This window comes from Croceicoccus mobilis, assembly GCF_001661965.1.
GTDB classification, from domain to species: domain Bacteria; phylum Pseudomonadota; class Alphaproteobacteria; order Sphingomonadales; family Sphingomonadaceae; genus Croceicoccus; species Croceicoccus mobilis.
On sequence record NZ_LYWZ01000025.1, the window covers coordinates 367,386 to 389,200 of the forward strand.

The 21,815-nt window shown below is 62.1% G+C and carries 14 protein-coding genes and 1 pseudogene; 11 read left to right on the forward strand and 4 right to left on the reverse strand.

The features are described from left to right. Nucleotides 1-32: 32 nt before the first annotated feature. The 5 genes and pseudogenes from A9D13_RS15865 to A9D13_RS15885 all read left to right on the forward strand — a co-directional run bounded on the left by A9D13_RS15865 (nucleotide 33) and on the right by A9D13_RS15885 (nucleotide 6,751). Nucleotides 33-929 (forward strand): DUF7146 domain-containing protein, encoded by an 897-nt coding sequence (locus tag A9D13_RS15865; RefSeq protein WP_066775759.1) that lies wholly within the window; start codon nucleotides 33-35, stop codon nucleotides 927-929. 75 nt (nucleotides 930-1,004) lie between these two features. Next, nucleotides 1,005-3,476 (forward strand): strawberry notch-like NTP hydrolase domain-containing protein, encoded by a 2,472-nt coding sequence (locus A9D13_RS15870; RefSeq protein WP_066775760.1) that lies wholly within the window; start codon nucleotides 1,005-1,007, stop codon nucleotides 3,474-3,476. Between the two features lie 278 nt (nucleotides 3,477-3,754). Continuing rightward, nucleotides 3,755-4,831, forward strand: a complete 1,077-nt coding sequence (locus A9D13_RS15875) for a tyrosine-type recombinase/integrase (RefSeq protein WP_066775924.1) — start codon at nucleotides 3,755-3,757, stop codon at nucleotides 4,829-4,831. Next, nucleotides 4,825-5,739 carry a tyrosine-type recombinase/integrase gene (locus tag A9D13_RS15880; RefSeq protein WP_066775762.1) on the forward strand — a complete coding sequence of 305 codons (915 nt, stop codon included), beginning with the start codon at nucleotides 4,825-4,827 and terminating at the stop codon, nucleotides 5,737-5,739. Before A9D13_RS15875 ends, A9D13_RS15880 begins: the two co-directional genes overlap by 7 nt. Beyond that, nucleotides 5,736-6,751, forward strand: a pseudogene (locus tag A9D13_RS15885) (tyrosine-type recombinase/integrase). The gene A9D13_RS15880 and the pseudogene A9D13_RS15885 overlap by 4 nt, the downstream one beginning before the upstream one ends. Here the strand turns inward: A9D13_RS15885 and A9D13_RS20185 are convergent. Further along, nucleotides 6,741-8,045 carry a hypothetical protein gene (locus tag A9D13_RS20185; protein ID WP_229665347.1) on the reverse strand — a complete coding sequence of 435 codons (1,305 nt, stop codon included), beginning with the start codon at nucleotides 8,043-8,045 and terminating at the stop codon, nucleotides 6,741-6,743. The pseudogene A9D13_RS15885 and the gene A9D13_RS20185 sit on opposite strands and share 11 nt — an antisense overlap. 312 nt (nucleotides 8,046-8,357) lie before the next feature. Here A9D13_RS20185 and A9D13_RS15895 point away from each other — a divergent pair, with 312 nt between their 5' ends. The 3 genes from A9D13_RS15895 to A9D13_RS15905 all read left to right on the forward strand — a co-directional run bounded on the left by A9D13_RS15895 (nucleotide 8,358) and on the right by A9D13_RS15905 (nucleotide 11,247). Continuing rightward, entirely contained in the window at nucleotides 8,358-10,040 is a 1,683-nt protein-coding gene (locus A9D13_RS15895; RefSeq protein ID WP_373288749.1) for a strawberry notch C-terminal domain-containing protein, read from the forward strand. 62 nt (nucleotides 10,041-10,102) lie between these two features. Beyond that, a complete protein-coding gene (locus A9D13_RS15900) occupies nucleotides 10,103-10,516 on the forward strand; it encodes an MbcA/ParS/Xre antitoxin family protein (protein WP_066775765.1) in 414 nt (137 codons plus the stop codon). Further along, nucleotides 10,513-11,247 carry an RES family NAD+ phosphorylase gene (locus A9D13_RS15905; RefSeq protein WP_066775768.1) on the forward strand — a complete coding sequence of 245 codons (735 nt, stop codon included), beginning with the start codon at nucleotides 10,513-10,515 and terminating at the stop codon, nucleotides 11,245-11,247. Before A9D13_RS15900 ends, A9D13_RS15905 begins: the two co-directional genes overlap by 4 nt. A 65-nt stretch (nucleotides 11,248-11,312) precedes the next feature. Here the strand turns inward: A9D13_RS15905 and A9D13_RS15910 are convergent, their stop codons facing one another. Beyond that, complete coding sequence (locus A9D13_RS15910; RefSeq protein WP_229665349.1) at nucleotides 11,313-11,969, reverse strand: DUF6933 domain-containing protein; 657 nt, start codon at nucleotides 11,967-11,969, stop codon at nucleotides 11,313-11,315. Nucleotides 11,970-12,011: 42 nt separating this feature from the next. On the opposite strand from A9D13_RS15910, the gene A9D13_RS15915 reads away from it, so the two are divergent. After that, nucleotides 12,012-13,571: a hypothetical protein gene (locus A9D13_RS15915; protein ID WP_066775772.1), complete on the forward strand. Its 1,560-nt coding sequence runs from the start codon at nucleotides 12,012-12,014 to the stop codon at nucleotides 13,569-13,571. A gap of 83 nt (nucleotides 13,572-13,654) precedes the next feature. Here the strand turns inward: A9D13_RS15915 and A9D13_RS15920 are convergent, their stop codons facing one another. Both A9D13_RS15920 and A9D13_RS15925 read right to left on the reverse strand, forming a co-directional pair. Then, the gene (locus A9D13_RS15920) at nucleotides 13,655-14,602 is read right to left on the reverse strand and encodes a hypothetical protein (protein WP_082922475.1); all 948 of its coding nucleotides are present in this window, start codon (nucleotides 14,600-14,602) and stop codon (nucleotides 13,655-13,657) included. Beyond that, complete coding sequence (locus A9D13_RS15925) at nucleotides 14,595-18,209, reverse strand: SIR2 family protein (protein WP_066775774.1); 3,615 nt, start codon at nucleotides 18,207-18,209, stop codon at nucleotides 14,595-14,597. The genes A9D13_RS15920 and A9D13_RS15925 overlap by 8 nt, the downstream gene beginning before the upstream one ends. A gap of 505 nt (nucleotides 18,210-18,714) precedes the next feature. On the opposite strand from A9D13_RS15925, the gene A9D13_RS15930 reads away from it, so the two are divergent. Together A9D13_RS15930 and A9D13_RS15935 are read left to right on the forward strand one after the other, a co-directional pair. Next, nucleotides 18,715-20,703 carry a ParB/RepB/Spo0J family partition protein gene (locus A9D13_RS15930; protein WP_066775776.1) on the forward strand — a complete coding sequence of 663 codons (1,989 nt, stop codon included), beginning with the start codon at nucleotides 18,715-18,717 and terminating at the stop codon, nucleotides 20,701-20,703. 167 nt (nucleotides 20,704-20,870) lie between these two features. Continuing rightward, nucleotides 20,871-21,812: an ArdC family protein gene (locus A9D13_RS15935; protein ID WP_066775778.1), complete on the forward strand. Its 942-nt coding sequence runs from the start codon at nucleotides 20,871-20,873 to the stop codon at nucleotides 21,810-21,812. Nucleotides 21,813-21,815: the final 3 nt, after the last annotated feature.

Genomic DNA, 21,815 nt, shown 5'->3' on the forward strand with positions numbered 1-21,815 from the left:
GCAGGGAGGGCACCTCAACCGGGAGAAGGTCGATGCCCCCGTTAGACAATGCTCATCAACTCGAACGCCGCGCCCGCACCATTGTCGAAAGCCTTCAGGGGAAATGGAGTCGGGGCAAAGGCATGTGCTGCTGCCCGGCGCATGATGACCGAACTCCTTCACTAAGCGTGACGCTGGGAAGAAAGGCGATCCTGTTTCATTGCTTCGCAGGATGCTCGAACGAGGAGGTCATTGCGGCACTGGACCGCCAGGGTGTTCGCAGCCGTGACCTGTTCGATGGCTCTGGTGCCGTGGCCGCTGATCGACCGGATAAAAGCGCCTTCAATGCCAACGCGCGGCGTTTGTGGCACTCGGCGACGGCGATCTCCGACAGCCCTGCCGAAGGATACCTTGCGAAGCGCGGGATCCTGCGTGCCTCTGATCAGCTCCGTTATCTCGAGCGCACGCCGCTCGGACCACGTGGTGCGGTCCAGTTCCTCCCTGCAATGTTGGCGGCAGTCACAACCGACATCGGCATAATCGCGATACACAGGACATTTCTCGACGCGCCGAACGCAAAGCTCGCCGGTTTCGATCGGCCAAAGCGTGCGCTTGGCAGCCTTGGCTGTGGTGCTGTCAGACTGGCCCCGCCAGCAGCGGGCCGGTTGGGCCTTGCCGAAGGTATCGAAAGTGCGCTGTCAGCCATGCAGATGTTTGGCGTCCCTTGCTGGGCAACGCTTGGTAACGAGCGGTTCGGCCTCGTCGCGATTCCAGAGAGTGTGCGCGAGCTCCACTTGTTCATCGACAATGATCCAGGAGGCGAACTCGCGGATCAGCGCGCGCGAAAGGCCTTTTCTGCATCAGGCCGTGTGATCCGCTCGCGAGTGCCAGCATCGACCGGTTTCGACTGGAACGATGAACTTACGGCGAGGCTTGCTCGGAAAACCTGATCAGCGAGCCAGAGGGGAGGGAGCCTTCGGCTGATTGAGGCCTGCGAGACGCAGGACCTCGTCAGGAGGTTTCCCATGCCCGACTCTTCCCTCGCTTTCGCATTCGATCCACCATCTCCGCCGCTTGTCGTGACGGCAGCCAAAGCAATGGCGTTGCAATTGGCAGCAGGCAGCGCGCTTTCGCGCAGCGACATCAACCGCATCATGACGGACCACTTCGGTGGAACCGATGCACTCGGGGCATGGTCAGTCCGTGATGCTCACGCTGCGCTCGAGCTGGCGCAGGTTCAACACCTGCAAGCATCAGATCAAGTCCAGCCCACGAGCACGATCGACGAGGCGGAACAGTTCTTCTGCGGCCTCGATGCCCGAGTTCCGACCCAGAGCAATCGCAGCGACGAGCAGATCGAATGGCAGCAGTTTGCAACGCCGCCGCGCCTTGCCTGGCTTGCTGCTCGGGCCTGCGCGCTGGCCACTGGCGAACTTGTGCTCGAACCATCGGCCGGAACGGGGATGCTCGCGGTCTGGACCGCCAAGGCCAGCTCGCGCCTTGCCCTCAACGAAATCTCGCTGCTTCGCCGCGACTGCCTGAGCGCCTTGTTCCCTGCGGCCCGAGTGACCGGCTATGACGCTGAGCTGATCGACGAACTGCTCGATCCAGCCATCATCCCGAGCGTCGTGCTGATGAACCCTCCCTATTCCCACGGCATTGAGCGAGGGCACGATAGTCACACTGGCTCGCGCCATCTGCGGTCGGCCTGGAACCGTCTGGCGTCCGGGGGGCGGCTTGTCGCGATCATGCCTGAATGGTTCGACTGTGCGAAGTTCTTGGCGGGGTTGAAGGGACCGATCTCGCTGCGGCTCATTGCCGACGTCGAACGCGCGTTCGTCAGACAGGGCACCGGCATCACCACGCGGCTGTTGGTCTTCGACAAGGTGGAAGGCTCCCATGAGCCTGTCGCTATCCGCACAAACGACTTTCGCCAGCTGGTCGATCTTGTTGATGCTTTGCCGGCTCGCGCCAGCTTGGAGGCTGTTACTGAGCAATCGAGCCTTCCGGCTCGTGCGCCGTTTCGCCTTGTGGCGGTGCCGCGCAGGCCGTTGCCTACACCAGCGAGGATCACTCCTTCAGCCTACGCCATCGGGTCGCTTACCTACCAGTCGCTTGAAACCCCTGCGCCGGTCGCCCCTCAGGTCGGCCACTATCTGCCCTATCGCCCCAGCCGGATCGTGATCGATGGCGCGGCCGAGCATCCAACGCCGCTCGTCGAGTCCGTCGCCATGGGGTCGATCTCGGCACCCAAGCCGGACGCGGTGCCGCAGCTGCCCGACGGGCTTATCGCCAAGGGAATGCTGTCTGCTGCCCAAGCAGAGACCCTGATCTACGCCGCCAGCGCTCACGCCCGCGATCTTCCCGGCCGGTTCGAGCCCGAGGACAAGGGCTGTTCGCTCAAGGCCTCGGCGGAAGGTCAGGTCTACCGACAGGGCTACTTCCTTGGGGACGGCACCGGCGCTGGTAAAGGACGCCAGGTCGCGAGCGTCATTCTCGATCGCTGGGTGCGCGGCGAGCGCCGCCATATCTGGATTTCGAAGAACGAGGCGCTGCTCGAAGACGCGCGCCGCGACTGGGCCGCCCTTGGCGGCCTGCCGATCGACATCCAGCCGCTGGCGTCCTGGAAGCTGGGCACCCCCATCGCAATGCGCGACGGCATTCTCTTCGTCACTTATCCAACCCTGCGTTCAGGCCGGAGCGACGCAACGCGGCTTGACCAGATCCTAGCCTGGGCCGGTGAAGACTTCGAGGGCGTGATCGTGTTCGACGAGGCGCACGCCATGGCCAATGCTGCTGGCGGCGAAGGATCGCGAGGCAAGGTCAAGGGATCGGAGCAGGGTATCGCTGGCGTGCGCCTGCAGAACCTCCTGCCCCGCGCACGGGTGCTCTATGCTTCGGCAACAGGTGCGTCCGACGTCAACAATTTGGCCTATGCGACCCGCCTTGGGCTGTGGGGGCCGGAGACCGCCTTCGCTAATCGCGAGGCGTTCGTTGCCGACATTCGCGACGGCGGCATCGCCGCGATGGAACTGGTTGCGCGGGACCTCAAGTCGCTCGGCCTCTACACCGCCCGGGCCCTTTCATTCGCCGGTGTCGAGTACGAGATCCTCGAGCATTGCCTGACCGAGGATCAGATCGCGGTCTACGATGCCTATGCTGAGGCCTGGGCGATCATCCACGCCAACCTGCGCGACGCGCTGGAAGCCACGCGGATCGTCGACAGCGAGACCGGGGGAACGCTCAACTCCGGTGCCAAGTCCGCAGCGCTGTCGATCTTCGAGGGAACCAAGCAGCGCTTCTTCGCGCAGCTGCTTCTGTCGATGAAGCTCCCCAGCTTGCTGCCCGCGATCGATACGGCGATTGCCGACGGTCACGCTGTTGTCGTCCAGCTTGTCTCTACGGCAGAAGCCATGCTCGACCGCCGGCTTGCTGACCTGTCTGACGAGGAGCGCGAAGCTCTCGAGATCGACCTCTCCCCGCGGGAATATGTTTAATGTTGAGCTCAACATTACACATATTCTTTGCAGTCGCAGTTTATGTCGAGCGTGGTGGCGGGAGGCGCAGGTTTCCTTCGGTTTTCCATGATTTCACTCCAGATAATTACGGTTCCCTCGACCTCAACAAGTCGAAGGAACCAACATGCGATCAAGATCATCATTGCCGTTTCGAGCGGCCCCGCTCCGGGTCGAAGAGCCGCCCAGTCACGGCGCCCTTCTCACCGCATTCCTCTCCTCTCTGTCGCTCGACGAGAAGTCAGGCTGTGCGGTTCTGTATGGCGCGGCGCCAATGGATCGAGATCGATGACGCGATCATCGACCACTATGCAGCGCATGATTGCCGATGCCCGGTCTGGCGCAAGCGGGGCAAGCTGGTCGCAACGGGCACCAAGCGGCGGCGGCGATGCGCACGGCACTTCGTCGAGTTCCTGCGAGGCCGGGGCGCCATCCCATTGGTTGAACCGGTGGCGGACGATGACCCGCACATGTCGGCTTACTTGGCATGGCTCAAGCAACACCGCGGCGCCACGGACGAGACGATCCGGCGCTACCGGACTGATATCAGACGGCTCATGCCAATGCTGGGCGAGCCTGCGCAATGGGATGCCGCCGGACTCAGGAGCGCATTCCAACGACGAAGCAAGGAGACGCCGGGCTCGGCATCGCTGCTCGTCACGATAATGAGGAGCTACATCCGGTTTCTGGTCGTGCGTGGCGAGTGCCGGCCGGCTTTATTGCATGCAGTTCCATCAGTGCAGCGCTACCGCCTTTCGACGCTGCCGCGCCATGTCGACCCGGCAACGATCGAGAGGATCATTGCGGCCTGTCCGACAGATCGTCCGGTGGAAGTCCGGGACAAGGCCATCATTCTCCTGCTCGCCAGGCTCGGCCTGCGGGCTGCCGATATTCAGGACATGCGTCTCGACGACATCGACTGGCGATCCGGCCACCTGACGGTCAAGGGCAAGACGCGTCGACCGGACCGCCTGCCATTGCCGCAGGATGTTGGCGACGCGATCCTGGCATATCTTGCGGCAGCCCGCCCGAAGACCGCCGAAAAGCATCTGTTCCTGCGTGCACAAGCACCGTTTCGGCCATTCCGCTCGTCCGCTGAGATCGCGGGCATCGTCGCTCGTACGCGCGACCGCGGTGGGATCGAAGGAGTGCCGACCGGGTCACACATATTCCGGCATTCGCTTGCCACCAACCTGCTGCGCGCAGGCGCAGGCCTGGAGTCCGTCGGGACCATCCTGCGTCACAGCTCGCCCGAGACCACTGCCATCTACGCCAAGGTCGATCTGCCGATGCTCATGAAGATCGCGCAGCCCTGGCCGGGAGAACAGTCATGCTGAACATCCACATTTCCAGATACGTCACGCTGCATCGCAACCTGGGTCGCAAGTATTCCGAACAGGACCGGATGCTCCGCCAGTACGCTGCATACGCCGAGGGTTTCGGCGATCAGCACACTCAGGTCCAGCGCATCTACGACTGGTGCCACACGTCGAGCTCACAATATGTGGCTCGCCGGAGGTTCGACACCGCACGTAACTTCAGCCTTTTCGCGCACGCCGAAGATTCAGGCCACGAAGTTCCGCCTGCCGGCGTATTCGGCCGGGGCAAGCGGCCACGCCCGACGCCGAAGATCATTGAACCGGACCAAGTGCGGGCGATCATGACTGCTGCATTGGACGTTCCACCCCAAGGCACGATCAGCCCATACACGTACCACTACCTGTTCGGGCTGCTGGCGGCGACAGGTCTCCGGATTTCTGAGGCCCTCGCATTACAATGCAACGATCTGGTCGAGGATGGCTTGATCGTCCGCAACGGCAAGTTCGGCAAGCAGCGGCTGATTGCCTTGCAGCCGTCGACCCGTCAGGCGCTCGAAGCATATCTCGCCACCCGGGCAAGGCTCGGCGCCACGGGCAATGACCTGTTCGTGACCATCCGCGGAAGAGCCCCCCATAAAGTGCGCGCGCACATCGTGTTCGTCAGGCTGGCCCGACAGCTTGGATGCCGCGGACCAACTGGAACGGCCGGGATGCGGCTACACGACTTGCGGCACACTTTCGCCGTGCGTTCCCTTGAGTCCTGCCCACCTGACAGGGAGGCGATCGCACACCACATGGCCGGACTCAGCGTCTATCTGGGGCACGCGTCGGTCGCCAACACTTATTGGTATCTCGAGGCCACTCCGGTGCTGCTGCGCGATATCGCTGCCGCCAGCGAGCAACTTTACCGAGGAGAAGCGGCATGACGGCTCTCGCTCCGCATCTCTCGACCTACCTGCGTGAACATCTGCCACGCGAACGTGCTGTTAGTCCGCACACGGTGAAGACCTACGCCAACTGCTTCGTCCTCCTGGTCCAGTTCGCTGCCGATCGGCTGAAGCGTCGGCCGACCGATCTCGAGATCGAGGATCTCGGCACCGACATGATCATGGCCTTCCTTGACCATGTCGAGAACGGTCGCGGCAGCTGTGTTCGGACTCGCAATGGCAGGCTCGCCGCGATCCGGTCCTTCTTCCGCTACATCGAGTATCGTATTCCGGCCTGCCTAGATCAGGCCCTTCGCGTCAGATCGATCCCTACCAAGAAGACCGACAAGGCGCTGATCGACTACCTCGACCGGGCAGAGATCAAGGCTTTGCTCGACGCCCCGGATCCCCGGACACGCCTTGGCACCCGCGATCGCGCAATGCTGCATCTGGCCTATGCTGGCGGGCTGAGGGTGTCGGAACTCGTAACGCTACAACTGCGCGATTTCCCGGACCGCTCCCTGTCCACCGTGCACATCATGGGCAAGGGTCGGCGTGAACGGGTCCTCCCGCTCTGGAAGGAGACTCAGTTCGCATTGCGCGCGTGGCTTGCGATCCGCCCCGATGCGCAAGCTGCCGAGATATTCCTCAATGCCAAAGGGCAACCCATGACCCGCGACGGATTTGCGTTCCGTTTGGCGGAGCACGTCAAGGCCGCGGCAGAGAAGCAGCCGTCGATCTTTGGAAAGCGCGTAACACCGCACGTGCTGCGCCATTCCTGCGCAATGCACACGCTCGCGGCGACCGGGGACATTCGCAAGGTCGCATTATGGCTCGGGCACGCCAGCATCCAGAGCACCGAGACCTATTTGCGCGCCGATCCCGAGGAAAAGCTGCAAATTCTCGCGGCACACGGCGCCCCTGCCATCAGGCCCGGGCGCTTAAGCCGCAAAGCGACGATCTACTATCAATGCTTCAGGAAATACGTGCAGGAGGTCATGTCAAAATTTGACACAGGTCCGCATCGCAGTCCGAAGCGCCAGTGGCGCTCCCGCCAACAAAGCTTCGCCTTCGAGGCGGCCGTTGATGCGTAGCATAACCGAACCGTTTTGACGGAGCAGCATCGGAATGAGTTGGGAACCAGTGAGGTTGGCCTGCCAAAACGTGCTCTGAGCGTTCGCGCGGCCGGTCGGAATGTCAATTAATCGACCAGCAAAATTCCATGTAACCGTAACGCGCTGCACCGTCGCGGGCTTGTTAAGGAGCATGGCCATCATGGGGCGGTTGCCTTCACAAAACAGGCTAAACGACTTGATGTTTGGCGAAGCAGCTACATCGACATAGGCCATTGGGGCGCGACCTTGGACCGGCACGACCTCCCAAGCAGTCCCAGGCAGCGGCACTGCGTCCTCAGGTGGGCTGTCCATAAGCAGGCGAGTAATGTCCTGGGGCACGGGCAAGCGGCCTCCTTGAGGCGCATAGACCGTCAACTTTCCCTTTTCCCAAAGGCCAATTTGAACGGCACGGCGATTTGCATCAAGCAAAACATAGGCTTGCTCTACACCGCCTTGATGCGGCGCATTTCCCGTAACCCAATAGAGAGACCCTTGTCGTTGGAGACCGGATATCGCCGAAAGATTGCTGGCCAGCAGGTCCATTTTACGGCCCAAACGCGAACGTATCGCGTCAGCTATCGGACCACTTGTCAAAAGATCTATTCCGTTGGGATCGGAATCACTTTGGAATTTCCCTATGGAACTGGCAAGATTGGTCCAGGCTAGCGGCGTCGGTTTTCCTAAAACTGGCCTTCCTTGCAGCGGTGCTTTTGAAGCAGCAGATGCCGGCCCAGACCCATTGCACAAGAGCAATGGGGATTGCGACACGAGCGCTGACTTGAACGGATCCAGGCGCTGTCCAGGCGCGACGTCTGCTTCAAGGCGGACTACGCCTCGCTTTTCGTCGTCATTAACCGTCAAGATCACGCGTCCGAAATCGTTGGCATTGACAGGAAAAGGAAAAAAGACCGCACTAATGCCTTCATAGGTCGGGCCAAGAAACGAAGCCGCGTACTCAAACCGGGTGCTTTTTACAGTCTGACCAGACGCTTTGAAAGTAAAACCGGTTTCGTTGATCTCAAGGCTCGCCCCTCGAGAGCAATCGCCACGCGGCGCATACGAGCCATAGCTTCCTTCGAGATCCATGCCCTTTAATGACGTCAATGTCACTGCGCCCGCGACGCCGGGCAAGCCCAGAAAAATCCCTGCGAGAAAAACGGTAATGGAGCGCTTGGGCAGTTTGCTCGGCATGGCAGATCTCCATGGCGGACAGCCTTGCATCGGGACCTCGATTGAAAGCGACGAACGACTGCCCCTGGGATTTTCTACAACCTGCACCATTCCAGCGGTGCCGACAATCCTAACGGCCCCAGCATTCAACCTTTTCAGGCAATTATCTGGAGTGAAATCATGGAAAACCGAAGGAAACCTGCGCCTCCCGCCGCCACGCTCGACATAAACTGCGACTGCAAAGAATATGTGATCGACTATCTCGCCAAGAGCTTCCCAGTTCGCCTGATGGCGGTGTTCACTGACGAAAACGGCAATCCTCGCTCCGAGCCGATGAGTGACGCGCACGGCGCACCTGTACACTGTCGAACTGCGCTGGCCGCACGCGACCGGATGATCGAGCAGCTTTGCGCCCTGCCGCCGATCGCCACCGCGCTCGATGCCATCATCGAGCGTTTCGGTGTTGACCAGGTTGCAGAAGTCACCGGTCGGACGCGCCGGCTGATCGTCGGCCGCGATGGTCGCCAGAAACTCCAATCCCGCTCCCCACGAGCCAATGTGGCCGAAACCCAGGCATTCATGGACGGAGCCAAGCGCATCCTGGTGTTCTCCGATGCCGGGGGAACCGGGCGCAGCTACCATGCCGATCTGACCGCGAAGAACCAGGCCCGCCGCGTCCACTTCCTGCTCGAGCCGGGCTGGCGGGCTGACGCCGCAATCCAGGGGCTCGGGCGGACCAATCGCACCAATCAGGCATCGGCCCCGCTGTTCAGGCCCGTGACGACAGATGTGCGCGGCGAGCGTCGCTTCATCTCGACGATCGCGCGACGGCTTGACAGCCTCGGGGCCTTGACGCGCGGGCAGCGCCAGACCGGCGGACAAAACCTGTTCGATCCCGCCGACAATCTCGAAAGCATCTACGCCAAGGAAGCACTCCATCGCTGGTTCGGCTTGCTGTTCACCGGCAAGCTCGAAGCGGTCAGTCTCGGGCGCTTCCAGGAGCTGACAGGTCTCCGGATCGAAGGAGCCGACGGTTCAATGGTCGATGATCTGCCGTCGATCCAGCGCTGGCTCAACCGCATCCTGGCGCTTCCCATAGCCCTGCAGAACGCGATCTTCGATGAGTTCATGGGGCTGGTCGAAGCGCGTATCGATGCCGCCCGGCAGGCCGGCACCCTTGATCTGGGCCTCGAGACCATCGCAGTCGAGGACTTTGCGGTCCTTTCCGACACGCTGCTGCGCACCGATCCGGCATCGGGCGCGACTACCCATCTGCTGGAGCTGGAAATCGCCAGAGCCTTGAAGCCGCTTACGTTGAAGCGGCTCGAGGAGATCCACGGCCTCACCGGGCAGCGGCAGCGACCGGTTCGGAACGCCCGCTCTGGTCGGGTTGCCTTGCTCGTGCCTGCCCGCAGTATTCTTGCTGATGACGGCACCCGCGTTTCCCGCTTCGAACTGCTGCGCCCCTTGAAGCGGACTCACATCACCGAGGATCAGCTCGCTGAGAGCAGCTGGGAGGCAATTTCCGTCGACGTTTTCCGTGAAGCCTGGGCGACCGAGGTCGAAGAAGCCCGTTCGAGCCACAAGCGCGAGCGCCTCTATCTTGCGACGGGCCTCCTGCTTCCGGTCTGGGACAAGCTCCCTTCGGATTTCGTGAGGGTAAGCCGCATTTCGGCAGCAGATGGCCGTTCGCTCCTCGGCCGAGAGGTTCCCGTCCATTGCGTGCCCGAACTGTGCCGAGCGCTGGGTCTGGAACGCGAGCAAACTCTTTCCGCCGACGACATTGTCCAGACCGTCTTGGCGACGGGCCGCGCCATGGAACTCGCGGGCCGCGAAAAGCTCCTGGTCAAACGCAGTCTGGTCAATGGGTCACAGCGACTTGAGCTTACGGGATGGAGTGCTGCTCGGCTCGACTGGTACAAGGCCCAAGGCTGCTTTACCGAGATCATCCGCTATCAGACCCGGCTCTTCGTGCCGATCGAGGGCGCGGCGAGCGTGATTGCCAGACTGGCATGATCGGCAGAGTTCCTTGCCAGATGGCATTATTTGCCATATATGATGCCATATGGAGAACTGCCATGCTGGCTCTGCAACCCGTTGATACTTCCGTTACCGCCTTCCGTCCCGATCCGATTACCCAGGATGAGGCAGCTGCCATGTTCCGGGCAGTCCTCAATCTGTTCGGCAAATGGGAACTGACCGACGAGCAGGCGGCAACCCTGCTCGACATGCCGGTTCGATCCTATCGTCGCTGGAAGGCGGAAGGCCCCGGGCGCGTGTCGCGCGATGGGCGAGCGCGTCTCTCCAACCTCATGGGGATCCACAAGGCGCTCCGAATCATCTTCTCGGAGGCGACCCGCGGGTATGCCTGGATTAGGGCGGCCAATGATGCGTTCGGGGGCTCCAGCGCCCTCGATATGATGCTCGGAGGTGAACTCACTGACATCATGCGGGTGCGTCGCTACCTCGACGCTGAGCGCGGCGGCTGGTGAGCGAAGCAGCAGAAATCCCCGTTTCTAGAGTTGAGTGGAAGGGCGCTGTCAGGATCATCCGCAGCGCCTTTCCGCCGATCGACCTGTTCGAGGACATCGCCGATCCCGCGGACTGGCCGCTGCTGATTTCGGCCGAGCAGAAGACCAATCCTCGCATCATGGCGACGATTGGTAATCTCGACCTCGTTCCGGTTGGCCGCCGCGTCGGCGGCAACGGCGCCTCCTACCTCATGGCGCCATTCACCCATGTCAGCACCGATCGGCCGAGCCGCTTTACCGGCGGCAGTTACGGCGTGCTCTATGTTGGGGACCGTTTTGAAACCGCACTGTTCGAGACGATCCACCATCACGCCCGCTTCATGGCCCGAACCCACGAAGCGCCTGGCTGGACGTCGCAATTCCGTGAGATCGTTATGTCGGTCGATGCAGACTTGCATGATCTCCGAGTTCCGGCGGGGGAGCCAGGTCCGGCGCTTGATCCCGACAGCTATGCCGCATCTCAAGCGCTCGCGATGCACCTTAGGGGAGCGGGATCGGACGGAATTGTCTGCCCGAGCATCCGGCATCCTGGTGGGGAGTGCGTCGCGCTCTTCTACCCCGACTGCGCGTCAAACCCGCTACAGGGGCGGCACCTCGACTATCACTGGGATGGGGCGCGGGTTGATCTGGTCCGTGATGCGGGATCGGGCGCTGTTTTCCGGATTGTCGATTTGCCTATCGATCCCGTCTGACCACATGGGTTGGGTTTCCGTCCGAGTGCTGTAGGATCTCCGATCGCAGTTGACGGCCCGCAGGCTCATGCATGCGCACCAGCCTTTACGAGTTCGTGAAGGGCTTTGTCCGGCGAAACTGGTCCCTTGTACAGCGGGCTACACGGTGTCTCCGCGAGCTTGGCGGAAATCGCCAGAAGGTCGTCGTCATCACCCTTCTCATAGGCATAGGCAGCCAGCCAGAATTCGGCCTGCTTAACGAACTCATTGAGGATGCCTACGACGCTCCGGTTCGCCGTCTTGGCGTACTGGACCTTGTCCATCCGCCAGACTTCCTGTGCAATGAATTCGCTTGGGGCACCGTGCTCTTTCAGGACTAGCGCCAGCTGCGCCGGGAAGCGTCGAGCAAGCGTTGCCGCTGGAGCCAGCGGCATTAGCACGGGAAGCAGCGTGCGCTCAGAAACCAGCAAAGCGACTTGAGGCTTCCAGAACAGGACAGTGGCGTACCAATTTCCCAGCGAAGTGTCGCTTTGTCCGGGCTCAGCGATCTCGGGTTTGATCCGATCAAGCAGCTTCTTGGTGCAATGGAGGCGAAACATGGCGGCGAAGGATAATCCTCGGCGTCCAGCGCGTCCACCGAAGCTACCAGCCACGCGGCTCGAATGGTTTGATTGGAAAGTGCCGACCACTTTCCGCCATTCCAAGCGAGGTAATGAACGACCGCTAATTCCGTAACCCGCCACCTAACTCGCCCGATTGCCGCATTATTCTGCTAAGGGACCGTTATGGTGGCGACCGCGGCGAGAATTGATCAACTTCCGGGCTTGCGGACCAGCTTGTCGAAGCAACTATCGGCAGCCGACGATGTTGCATTTTTGCGCATGCTTTGGACGCTTAACGCGCTGCAAACGGGTCGAGCTGCCGAGGCCGAGCGCTTCCTCAACGGCTACCCCCCTACCGCTGCGACGGAAGGCATTCTCGGCCCACATGCAATTTATCCGTGGGAACTCGAGACGCTAGCGAACGAGCTCCTCACGATCCCCAAGAGCGTTTTTCAAACCTTCGATTGCCGAAACTGGAACGCGATTGGCGATCTGGTTAATCTGCTGCGCTCGATGGAGGGCGCGGAGTATCTGGCGCGTCGCGAGGACGTAAGCATCTTGGTCGAACTCGGCAGGATCGGTGCTCGGCAGTTTTCTTGGCAGCGCGGTTATGTCGGGCTACCCCCTCTCTATCGGAGCGCCTTTATCTATGGTCAGGGCGAGTGCGCCGCGTATTTGCAGCAAGCCGCCAATCTCACCCCCTCCGATATGACACTTGTTGGGTTCTCACTGCTTTCGGTCTTTTATCCCGAGCCCCGCATTCGTCCGGCCACGGACATGGACCTGATCCACGAGTGGGGAATCACCCGACACACCCTGCAGCAGACGCTCGAGCGTATCTCCTGCCCTATCGCCGTCGCAAGGGCCCAAGCGGCGGACCTTCGCGCGATGGAAATCGCAACCGCCTACAAGCCTAGCATCCTCCGGCGATATCCCTGTCTCCTTGTCGGCCATCGCGCGCGAACGATGATTGCCCCCTTGCCGGACCTGATCATGGACCGGGTGACCAACGGACTGTTTTACGATGTGGTCGGCGGGGGCGGGGCCGTTCGCGATGAAGTTGGCCGAAAGTTTGAGAGCTACGCGCTTGATCTGCTGAAGCAGATGTTGCCAGCGGTCCTGTTTCACCCGGAGTCTAGCTATCGCACGCCCTTGGGACCTATCGCTACCCCCGACATTCTCATGCATGATCGGGACGGCGCAGTTTCACTGGCGATTGAGTGTAAAGCATCTCGGATGAGCGTAGCCGCCCGCTTCGGTGAAGCACCTGGCGAAGATCGCGGCTACGAGGAGATTGCCAAGGGCGTGATGCAGCTTTGGCGATTCTACGCACACAGCCGGCTCGGCATAGCGCCGAGGCGCCTTTCCGATGACGTCAAGCTTTTGATCCTTACCCTTGATGAATGGTTTGCGGGGCGGGCGACCATCATTCCCCAGATCCTTGAGCGTGCCCATGTTCTTGCGGATGCCAGTGCCCATGCGATTTCTCGCGAGGATCGACTCCCCGTCGCATTCTGCACTATCTCTGAGCTCGAGGACGTGCTGCGAACCGCGACTGCGGAGTCGCTGCTGGAAACGGTCGAGATCGCGTCGGGGGACCGGGTCGGCTGGATCTTCTCCAGCCTCCATCAAGACGCGGAGTCGCCGAAGACCGAGCCCAAAGATTATCCGTTTCAGGATGCGCTGGGCGACCTGCTTCCATGGTATGGCCGGCTACAAGATCTAGGTGACGATGAGCCTTAAGGGGACGACCTGTTATTGCTTGCCGGAAACCCGCATCCTCGCTCTGCATTTGGCCGCGCCCTTATCAGGTCTCTCCCTGTGGACTACCCCGTTGGTCCGGCGACCAGGGTGGGATCACGGTCATTGTAGGCCGCTGCAAATTCATCGTCCGTCCAGTCACCATCGCCGTAATCGGGCAGGTCGAAAAATTCCCATCCGCCCTTCCCGGGAGCCATGCCGAACAGCGGCCCTACGAACGGACAATTTGGGAGGAAGTACGCGCGGATATAGGGGTGGTCCTCATAATCCTTGCGGATAAAGGCATGGCCAAGAGTATTGGCTATGAACCAGGGGCGGACGGCATGGCTCGCGAACTGCTGCTCGATGATTGTGCGCATATGGATGATCGCCGCAAGTGCGTCATCACGCAGAGCGTTCGTTGTCTCCGGGTTGAAATGGATCGATCGGTGGCGCAAACCCATTAGGGCGCGGTACTCGACGACGGCATCAGGTAACAGGATGCCCCACGCTTCGAGGGTGTCGATCGGCAAGCGCCAATCGTCGAAGGAATCTTTTCTATACACCTTCTTGTATTCCGGCGTCGCGGTGAAATGGCCGCGCATGTCCAGCATTAAGTGATTGAGGATGCGCTCGCCAAGCGCGCATGCGCCAACCAACGCCGGATAGTAAGCGCCGATCACAAAGGCCTGCCGCACCTGATGAAACAATGCGTTGTGATGCGCGAGTACCGAGAACGGCTTGACGCCCATCGCTACGAAATTGTCGATCTTGGCATCGATGCCGCGCTCACCGAATTCCGCGACCATGCCGGCGCGCGCCGATTGTAGGTTTCGCCGGTGGAGCTCCTTCACCTGATCTTCCCAATGATCGGGAATTTCGGGGTTGAGTGACAGCGCTCGGCTGTCGAAATCCATCCCCCAGCTCAGATGCCGTCGGCGGCCGGAATCAGCGACTAGCCGCTTCTGTTCATCGAGCGATAGAGTCGGGTCGACGGTCTCGAAGGTGATCCGGGTCGGTTCCGGATCACTCATAGCGCGTGGCTTTCTGGTCGAGCCATTGCAGTCGTCGGTCCAATTCGATCGCTGGGAGCGCTGCAATCAGCCGATCGAGGATCTTCGGCACGCCATACAGGTCGCTAGTGGTGCCGGGGCCAAACAGCTTCCACAGCAAGATGAGCGTCTCACGGGGAAATTTCTCGGGTGCCCCGGACCGCTCAATCACGTGGGTGCCACCATGCCCTTCTAGGAGCGACATATGCGGTAGGAGCTGCTCAAGCGCTTCGGGAAAGGCGTCGCCGCTCTCCACGGCCAGATCGGCAAAGTGTCGGCTGAACTCTCGTTCGCGAAAGCTGCGCTCTCGCGGCCAGACTGCGAGCAGCAGCGGACCTATGCCCGTCCGCCAGGCGACCGCGCGATCCTCATCGATCTGATGGATCCACTGCTTCACCAGTTCGGCCACACCGGTGCGCAAAGCCAATGGTCCAGTGCGGAGCGCTCTGGCGGCGTCGGCGACGCCCATGCCCCAGTCCGTCTCGGTCTGTTCGCCGCGCAGGATCGACAACGCTGGCGCGATGATCTTGGCGGCGGCGTTGGTTAGATCGTGGCCACGACCGGTGAGCTCGCTGACACCGCGCAGGACTGCCGCGCTAAAAGTCCTCGAGGCGACCGATGACAGGCGTGAATCGGTGACGAGAACCCGGCGCAGCGCGATGGCCTCGTCGCCGTCACCCGCCAGCGCGGCTTCAAGCAACGGCGCTACGGTCTGCCCCTCGATCGTCAGCACAAATCCGGCCGCGAACACGAGTGCGCCCCGTGCCATGGTGCCCTGACGGCCCGGTGCCGCAACAGCCGCATCGAGCGCTACCAGCAGTTCCGGATCGATTGATTCACCCGCCTTGCGCCGGGCCTCGATGTCAATGAGCGTGGCCTGGGTTAGGCGCCCGCCCGGGGTGTTGATCAGGTCGGCATAAAGATCACGCGTGGGGTCAAGGGGCTCGGTGTCACGCGCCACGGCTGCCGCGAACAACCTTTGCCACCACGCGGCGATCGCGGGTTCGGTCTGGCGCGGCGAGGACCAGTAAAGATCGGCAAGGCGATCGACGACCAGCGCCAGAAATGGTGCTTCGGCCAGCTCGAGCGTGGCAAAGATCGCGACGAGGAGAGGCCGGCGGTCAGGATCCTTCTCGCCTTCCGGAAAAGACAGCGCGACCATGAGGTCTCTCCAGAGTGGCGCGTTGGCGTCATCGAGCGGCGCGTCCTTGAGCGTGTCGAACGCGCCCCTCGGGTTGGTACGACAAAAAACGCTCCATCCTTGCTGTTTCTCGATATCATGGCTGCCGAGCACTTCGCGTGCGACCTGCAACCGCTCGCCTTCAGCGGCATCAATGATTGGCTGCGCGTCGCCTACCACCATATGGACGCCCGTCGAATAGGATCCGAAAAAGTCCTGATCCTCGACGTCGCGTGCCAAATAGACGCGCCGCGCCTTTACGGCCGCAAGCTCCACCGTACCCTCGGCCGACAGTCTTCCTGCCTGCTCTAGCATGTTGAGTCGCAGCCAAATGGCCGCGTCGAGAGCATGGCTCCTCCAGTCCGCCTGACCAGCCTCGACCACATAGCGGTCATAATAGGCCGGCCCCTCAGTCAGGATGCGCTTTTCGACGGCGGCAACCAGATCGGCATTCGCATCCCCGGCACGGTCGCGCAGCACGAGCGCGAGCTCGCGGCGCACCGTCCAGAAGATGTCACGCGAGAGGCCCACCAGCCCGGCGAACGCTTCGTCGGCGTCGAACAGCTCCGCCTGACGCAAGCTGTGCAGCCAAAGCCGTGCCCCCAAGATGCCAGGCATGGCCTTCCAGGCTGAGGCTTGCGCGCGGACCGCATCGCGATCTTTGGCGGCCGCCGGCTTGAGCAGCCGCGCGAGCAGCTCGACCAAGAAAACCGGCCCATCATGATGCTCGTTCTGGCCGTGCGGTTCGACCGATGGCACAGCGCTGTCATTGCCGTCATAATCGCCCTCGATCGTGCCGATATCGAGCGAAAGCCCGACCGTCGCGCGGAGCCTCGCGCTGGCGATCTCAAGCAGTACTAGCGGCTGCGGCAGCGCCAGCAATGCGGCAACGAGATCCGAAGCGCCGCCGCGGTCCGAAAGCGTCAGTCGCGGCCAGGCGAGATCGGAGAGACGCCGCGGCGGATCGACGGCGGGTTCGTCATCGAAGAAAGATCTGCCGGACCGGAGTTCGAGCGCGGGGGTCAACAAGCTCACTGCCCGTTCCATGTCGGCGTGCAGCACAACGGGGCCTTTGAGCACCTCCATCAGCGTATAGGCGCGGTCTTCCCAATGGTCGCCGCGATCGGGTCGGCTGATCGCGAGAAGGCGCCAGAGGCGGAGCCACAGAACCGGTGCATCCTTCACTTGCCGGATCCGTCGCGCCAGTTCGTCAGCGAACGGCTTGCCGAGCTTCTCGAGCCAGTCGACCGCCCGCCGGAACCGGTCGGACGAGGCAAGATCCCTGACAAGCCAGGCGGCGATGATCCAGGACGCGTCGCGCTCGGTCCATAATTTTCTGTCGGCGAAGAAGTCGAACCAGTCTCCGTCGATAATGATCGGGATCGCGAGCGACCATAGGTCTCGACGGCCGCTGAACAGCCAGGCGGCGTGATCGAGTTCCGCGGCATCGGCGTCGGCGAAGGGCTTGGCGAGGATCGCCTGCGCCCACTCGCGCCGCGTCGCCCGCGGTCGCTCGACGAGGTCCGCCAGTTTTTCCAAGTCCGGCCACAGGGCGGCATGGCTGGTTGGATTGCCGGCCGCATCGAGTTGGTATTCATAGGCGATCGGCTCGACCGCAAGCGCAGCCCAGCGGACATCCGCCAGGTCGCGCGTCACCACCGCGTCAATCGCATAGACTGGGCGCAGATCGGGAAAGCGCTGCCGATCCGCTTCGAGGACGTTTAGAAAATATCGTACCGGCGCGTCGCCGGCACTGTAGCCGACCAGCACGACGGTTTTGGTGCGGCAGAGGTCAAACAGGAACCGCGACGCCCAGCCCGATCGCATATAAGCATCGCCATAGTCTGCGCTCGTCACGACTAGCGGTGTTTCATCTAGGCCGACATCCGGGTCAGCAATCCGACCGTGAATATGGATAATCCCGCCGAACCCAGCGCTGCCTGGCGGCGGCAGATCCTGCCCGGCAAAGCTGAAGGTACGGACCTGATCGGCATCCTCGGTCTCCATCAGAGCGCGCTCGATCAGCGTGTCAAAATTGGTGGTCACGATTGCCGGGCGATTTTCGAGATCGCGCGACAGGCGCAGGATGGTGCGATGATGCGAGAGATCCGCATCAGCGGGCGGCTGCAACTCCGCCACGACCGCGCGAGTCATTTCGGCTGGATTGACGATCCGGCGGCTGAGCGACCCTAACGCTTCCTCGAACCGATTCTCTTTGAACGATAATTGCTCCGACGCGCTCATTTCGACGTTGAGACTCGCGAAGCAGCGTGTCACGAGCGCGCCGAAACCAGGCAATTGCGGCGCGCTTACGCCCGCGCCGCACAAGAAGACGACATCACCGGTCAAAAGAGCTTCGACCAGCTGCTCGGGAAATTCCGGTCCAGCCTCAGAAAAGCGAAGGCTCATCTCTAACAGCCCGGCATTTGCGCACGATGATGCAGGCGGAGTGGCGCTGTTACTGCGACCACCGGCCGCCCTTTAAAAGCCGCTGATGAGGGATCGTTGAACATAGAGCCAACATCCGGGAACCGCGTCCCGCTGTCTAGTGGCGGAGAACACTGCTGGCGATTTACGTCGCGAGTGTTTGCCATTCTTAATCCACGATGCTCAGAGCTGACCGCGCCGGTCTTTCCGGTTGCACGCATTTAAGTCCAAAGCTGCCTCACCGCAGACGGCCTCGCCTCGGTGGATCGACGATTGCATCCGCGTAAGGCGTGAGTGTCTACTCTCGCCCAAAGACGTCATTCAATTGGGGCGTCGGGAACGACGGCTTCGTCCCACACTCAGTCATTGTCCGTGCAGATCCGGCGATCCGCTGCCAAGGCATGAGAGGGGAGTGGGCTTTGCCCTGATTGAGCCGATTGGGCGTCGATGGTCGATGGCACCGGGCTCACAGTCAGGAGTGTGTCCCATGATCAAATCGATCCCGCTGAACAAGCTCGTCCAGTCTCCTTGCAATGTCCGCCGTCACAGCGATCCGGCAGCAGATGCTGAGCTTAAAGCCAGCATCGCAGCCCATGGGCTGCTGCAAAACCTCATTGTCAGGCCTACTGCAAAGGGCAAATTCGAGGTCGAAGCCGGCGAGCGCCGCCGTCGCGCGATGCTTGCGCTCGTGGACGACAAGATCCTCGCGCGTGATCACGAAGTCACGTGCCTCGTGCTCGCGGACAGCGCTGAAGCGGCCGTCGAGACCAGCCTCGCGGAAAACTTCCACCGCCTCGCCATGAACCCGTCCGACGAAGCCCAGGCTTTTGCGGCGCTCGTGGCAGGCGGTGCGACTGTCGAGGACGTTGCTCGCCGCTTCGGTCTGACCGTCCGCTTCGTCGAGGGCCGTCTGCGCCTCGCGACGCTTGCGCCCGTCGTATTCGAGGCACTGGCATCGGGTCAAATCACGCTCGACATCGCCAAGGCTTTCGGCGCGACCTCGGACCAGGACATCCAGGCCCGGGTGTTCGAGCAGGTTTCCTCGGCCTACTATGCGCCCAATCCCGACAGCATCCGGCGCATGGTCCTGTCGGGCACGGTCCGGGGTAGCGACCCGCGCGCCCGCCTTGTCGGCCGCGACGCCTACATTGCCGCCGGCGGCCGGATCGAGCGCGAACTGTTCGACGACGACGATAGCGAATCCTGGGTCGATTTTGCGCTGCTCGAAAGCCTTGCCGCCGCGAAGATGGAAGAGCAGGCCAAAGCCCTCGCCGCCGAGCAGGGTCTTGCCTGGGTCAAGCCGACGCTCGATCCCTATGCCAGCCACGATCTGGTCGAAGGGCTGGTCCGGCTTCCTACCGAACCGGCGCCATTGACCGACGCAGAATTGGCGAGGCTCGACGAACTCGATACCTCCTATGACGAGCATGCGGCGATCCTCGAGGGTGAGGACAGTGCCGAGGAGGCTGTGGCTGCGGCCGAAGCCGCTATCGAGGCCATCGAACGCGAGTGCCAGGAAATTCGTGCCCGCCCGCCCGTCATCGCGGCGGAACTCAAGGCCGAGGCAGGGATGATCCTGGTGCTCTCGCGCGATGGCACGCCGGTTCTTCAGCCGGTGTTCTACGGCGAGCGTCGGGCTGAAACCGCCGAAGCCGACGAAGGAATCGAAGTCGTTGCTGGCGGTGAAGGTCCGGACAGGCGCCGGACGACCTTATCCAAGCGCCTGGTTGACGAGCTCGCGATGCAGCGCCGCGATGTTCTGGCACTGCATGTCGCATCTGACCCCGGTCTGGCGCTCGACATCATGGTCTTCACGCTCGCCGATGCCGATACCCACGACTGGCGGGCGCGGACTGCGACCACGCTGCGCGCGCCTGTTCCGGCAGGCCCGATCATCGGCTTCGAGGCCAAGGATGCTCCGGCGAGCAGCGGGCTTGCCGAGCTCAGGTCCAGTCTCGACGAAAGCTGGCGCGCTGGTGACGATGCGATCTCCCGCTTCGATCTGTTTCGGGCGCTACCCGATGACAGCCGCGCGGCTTGGCTGGGTTACGTTGTCGCCCGGTCGCTCGAGGCGAGCCTCAACATGACGGGCGAGCGTCAGCTGCCGTTCCAGGATCACCTTGGCAGCCTGATCGGCATCGACATGGCGCAGTGGTGGCGCCCGACAGCAGCCAACTACTTCGACCGGGTATCGAAGCAGGTGATCCTCGACGCGCTGACCGATGTTGGCGGTCTCGAGCTCTCTTCGCGCTTCGCCTCGGTCAAGAAGGGTGACCTCGCGATGAGCGCCGAGCGCGTCTTCGCCGGCACCTACATCACCGAGGTCGAGGTCCGCGAAAGGGCCTTGGCCTGGGTGCCTGAGGTCATGCGCTTCGCTCGCCCTACGCCGGAGGCGGGCGAAGCCAACATCGACGCAAGCGACGCTGAGTCGGGTATCGACGGCAAAATTCATACCCCCCGCGAGCTGGCCGCCTGACCTCCTCCTGACAGGCAAGGCCGCTCGTACCTCGAGAAGCGGTCCTTCGGCTTACGCCGGAGGGCCGCTTCCTTTTTGGAAGCAGAGCAGAGGGGGCCCGTGAACCTGTGGCACTGACCGGCGAACCTGTCGCCGACTGTCCAGATGCCTCAATCAGGAGAACCATCATGGCCTATCGCAAAGGGCAGAGCAGCGGCTTGTCGCCCGCCGCCCGTATCACCCTGGAAATCATCGCCCGTCTGGAAGCAGGCACGAAGCCGTGGATCAAGCCGTGGCGCGGTGTCCCGGTCTCCCGGCCCTTGCGGGCGTGCGGGATTCCGTACCGGGGCATGAACGTGTTTTGGTTGTGGATGGTCGCCGACATGTGCGGCTACGCTTCGCCGTTCTGGATGACCTACAACCAGGCAAAATCGCTCGGAGCCCAGGTCCGCAAAGGCGAGAAGTCGACCATCGCGATCTTCTACAAGAGCTACACCAAAGAGGTGGAAGCGCCCGATACCGGCGAAAAGACCGACGAAGCCCGCCGGGTGCTCAAGGCCTATCCGGTCTTCAATGCCGATCAGGTCGAAGGTCTGCCCGAGCGCTTTCATCCGGCCGCGACGTTGGAACTGGTCGAGCCTGAAGGGCGCGAGGCTGACCTCGACGCGTTCTTCGCTGCCATCCCCGTTAATCTGCGCCATCAGGGCTGCGACGCCTATTACGAACCTACCGCCGATCGCGTCACGATGCCGCCGGTCAGCCTGTTTGGCGGCTTCGACCACTACTATGCCACGCTCGCCCACGAGCTGTCGCACTGGACCGGCCATGTCAGCCGGCTGGGACGTAATCTCAAGAACCGCTTCGGCACGGCGGCCTATGCCGCCGAGGAACTGGTCGCGGAACTCTCCAGCGCGATGCTGGGCGCCGAGCTGGGGCTGCCGGTCACGCACCTCGACAGCCACGCAAGCTATATCGAGCATTGGCTCAAGCTTCTGAAAGACGATGACCGCGCCATCCTGACCGCTGCAGCCAAGGCCGAAGAAGCCGCGAGCCTGCTGCTGAAGCTCGGCGGGAGGGTCACCCCTGACCAGTTTGACGACGCGTCAGACGACGCTGCGCTCGCGGCCTGAGGG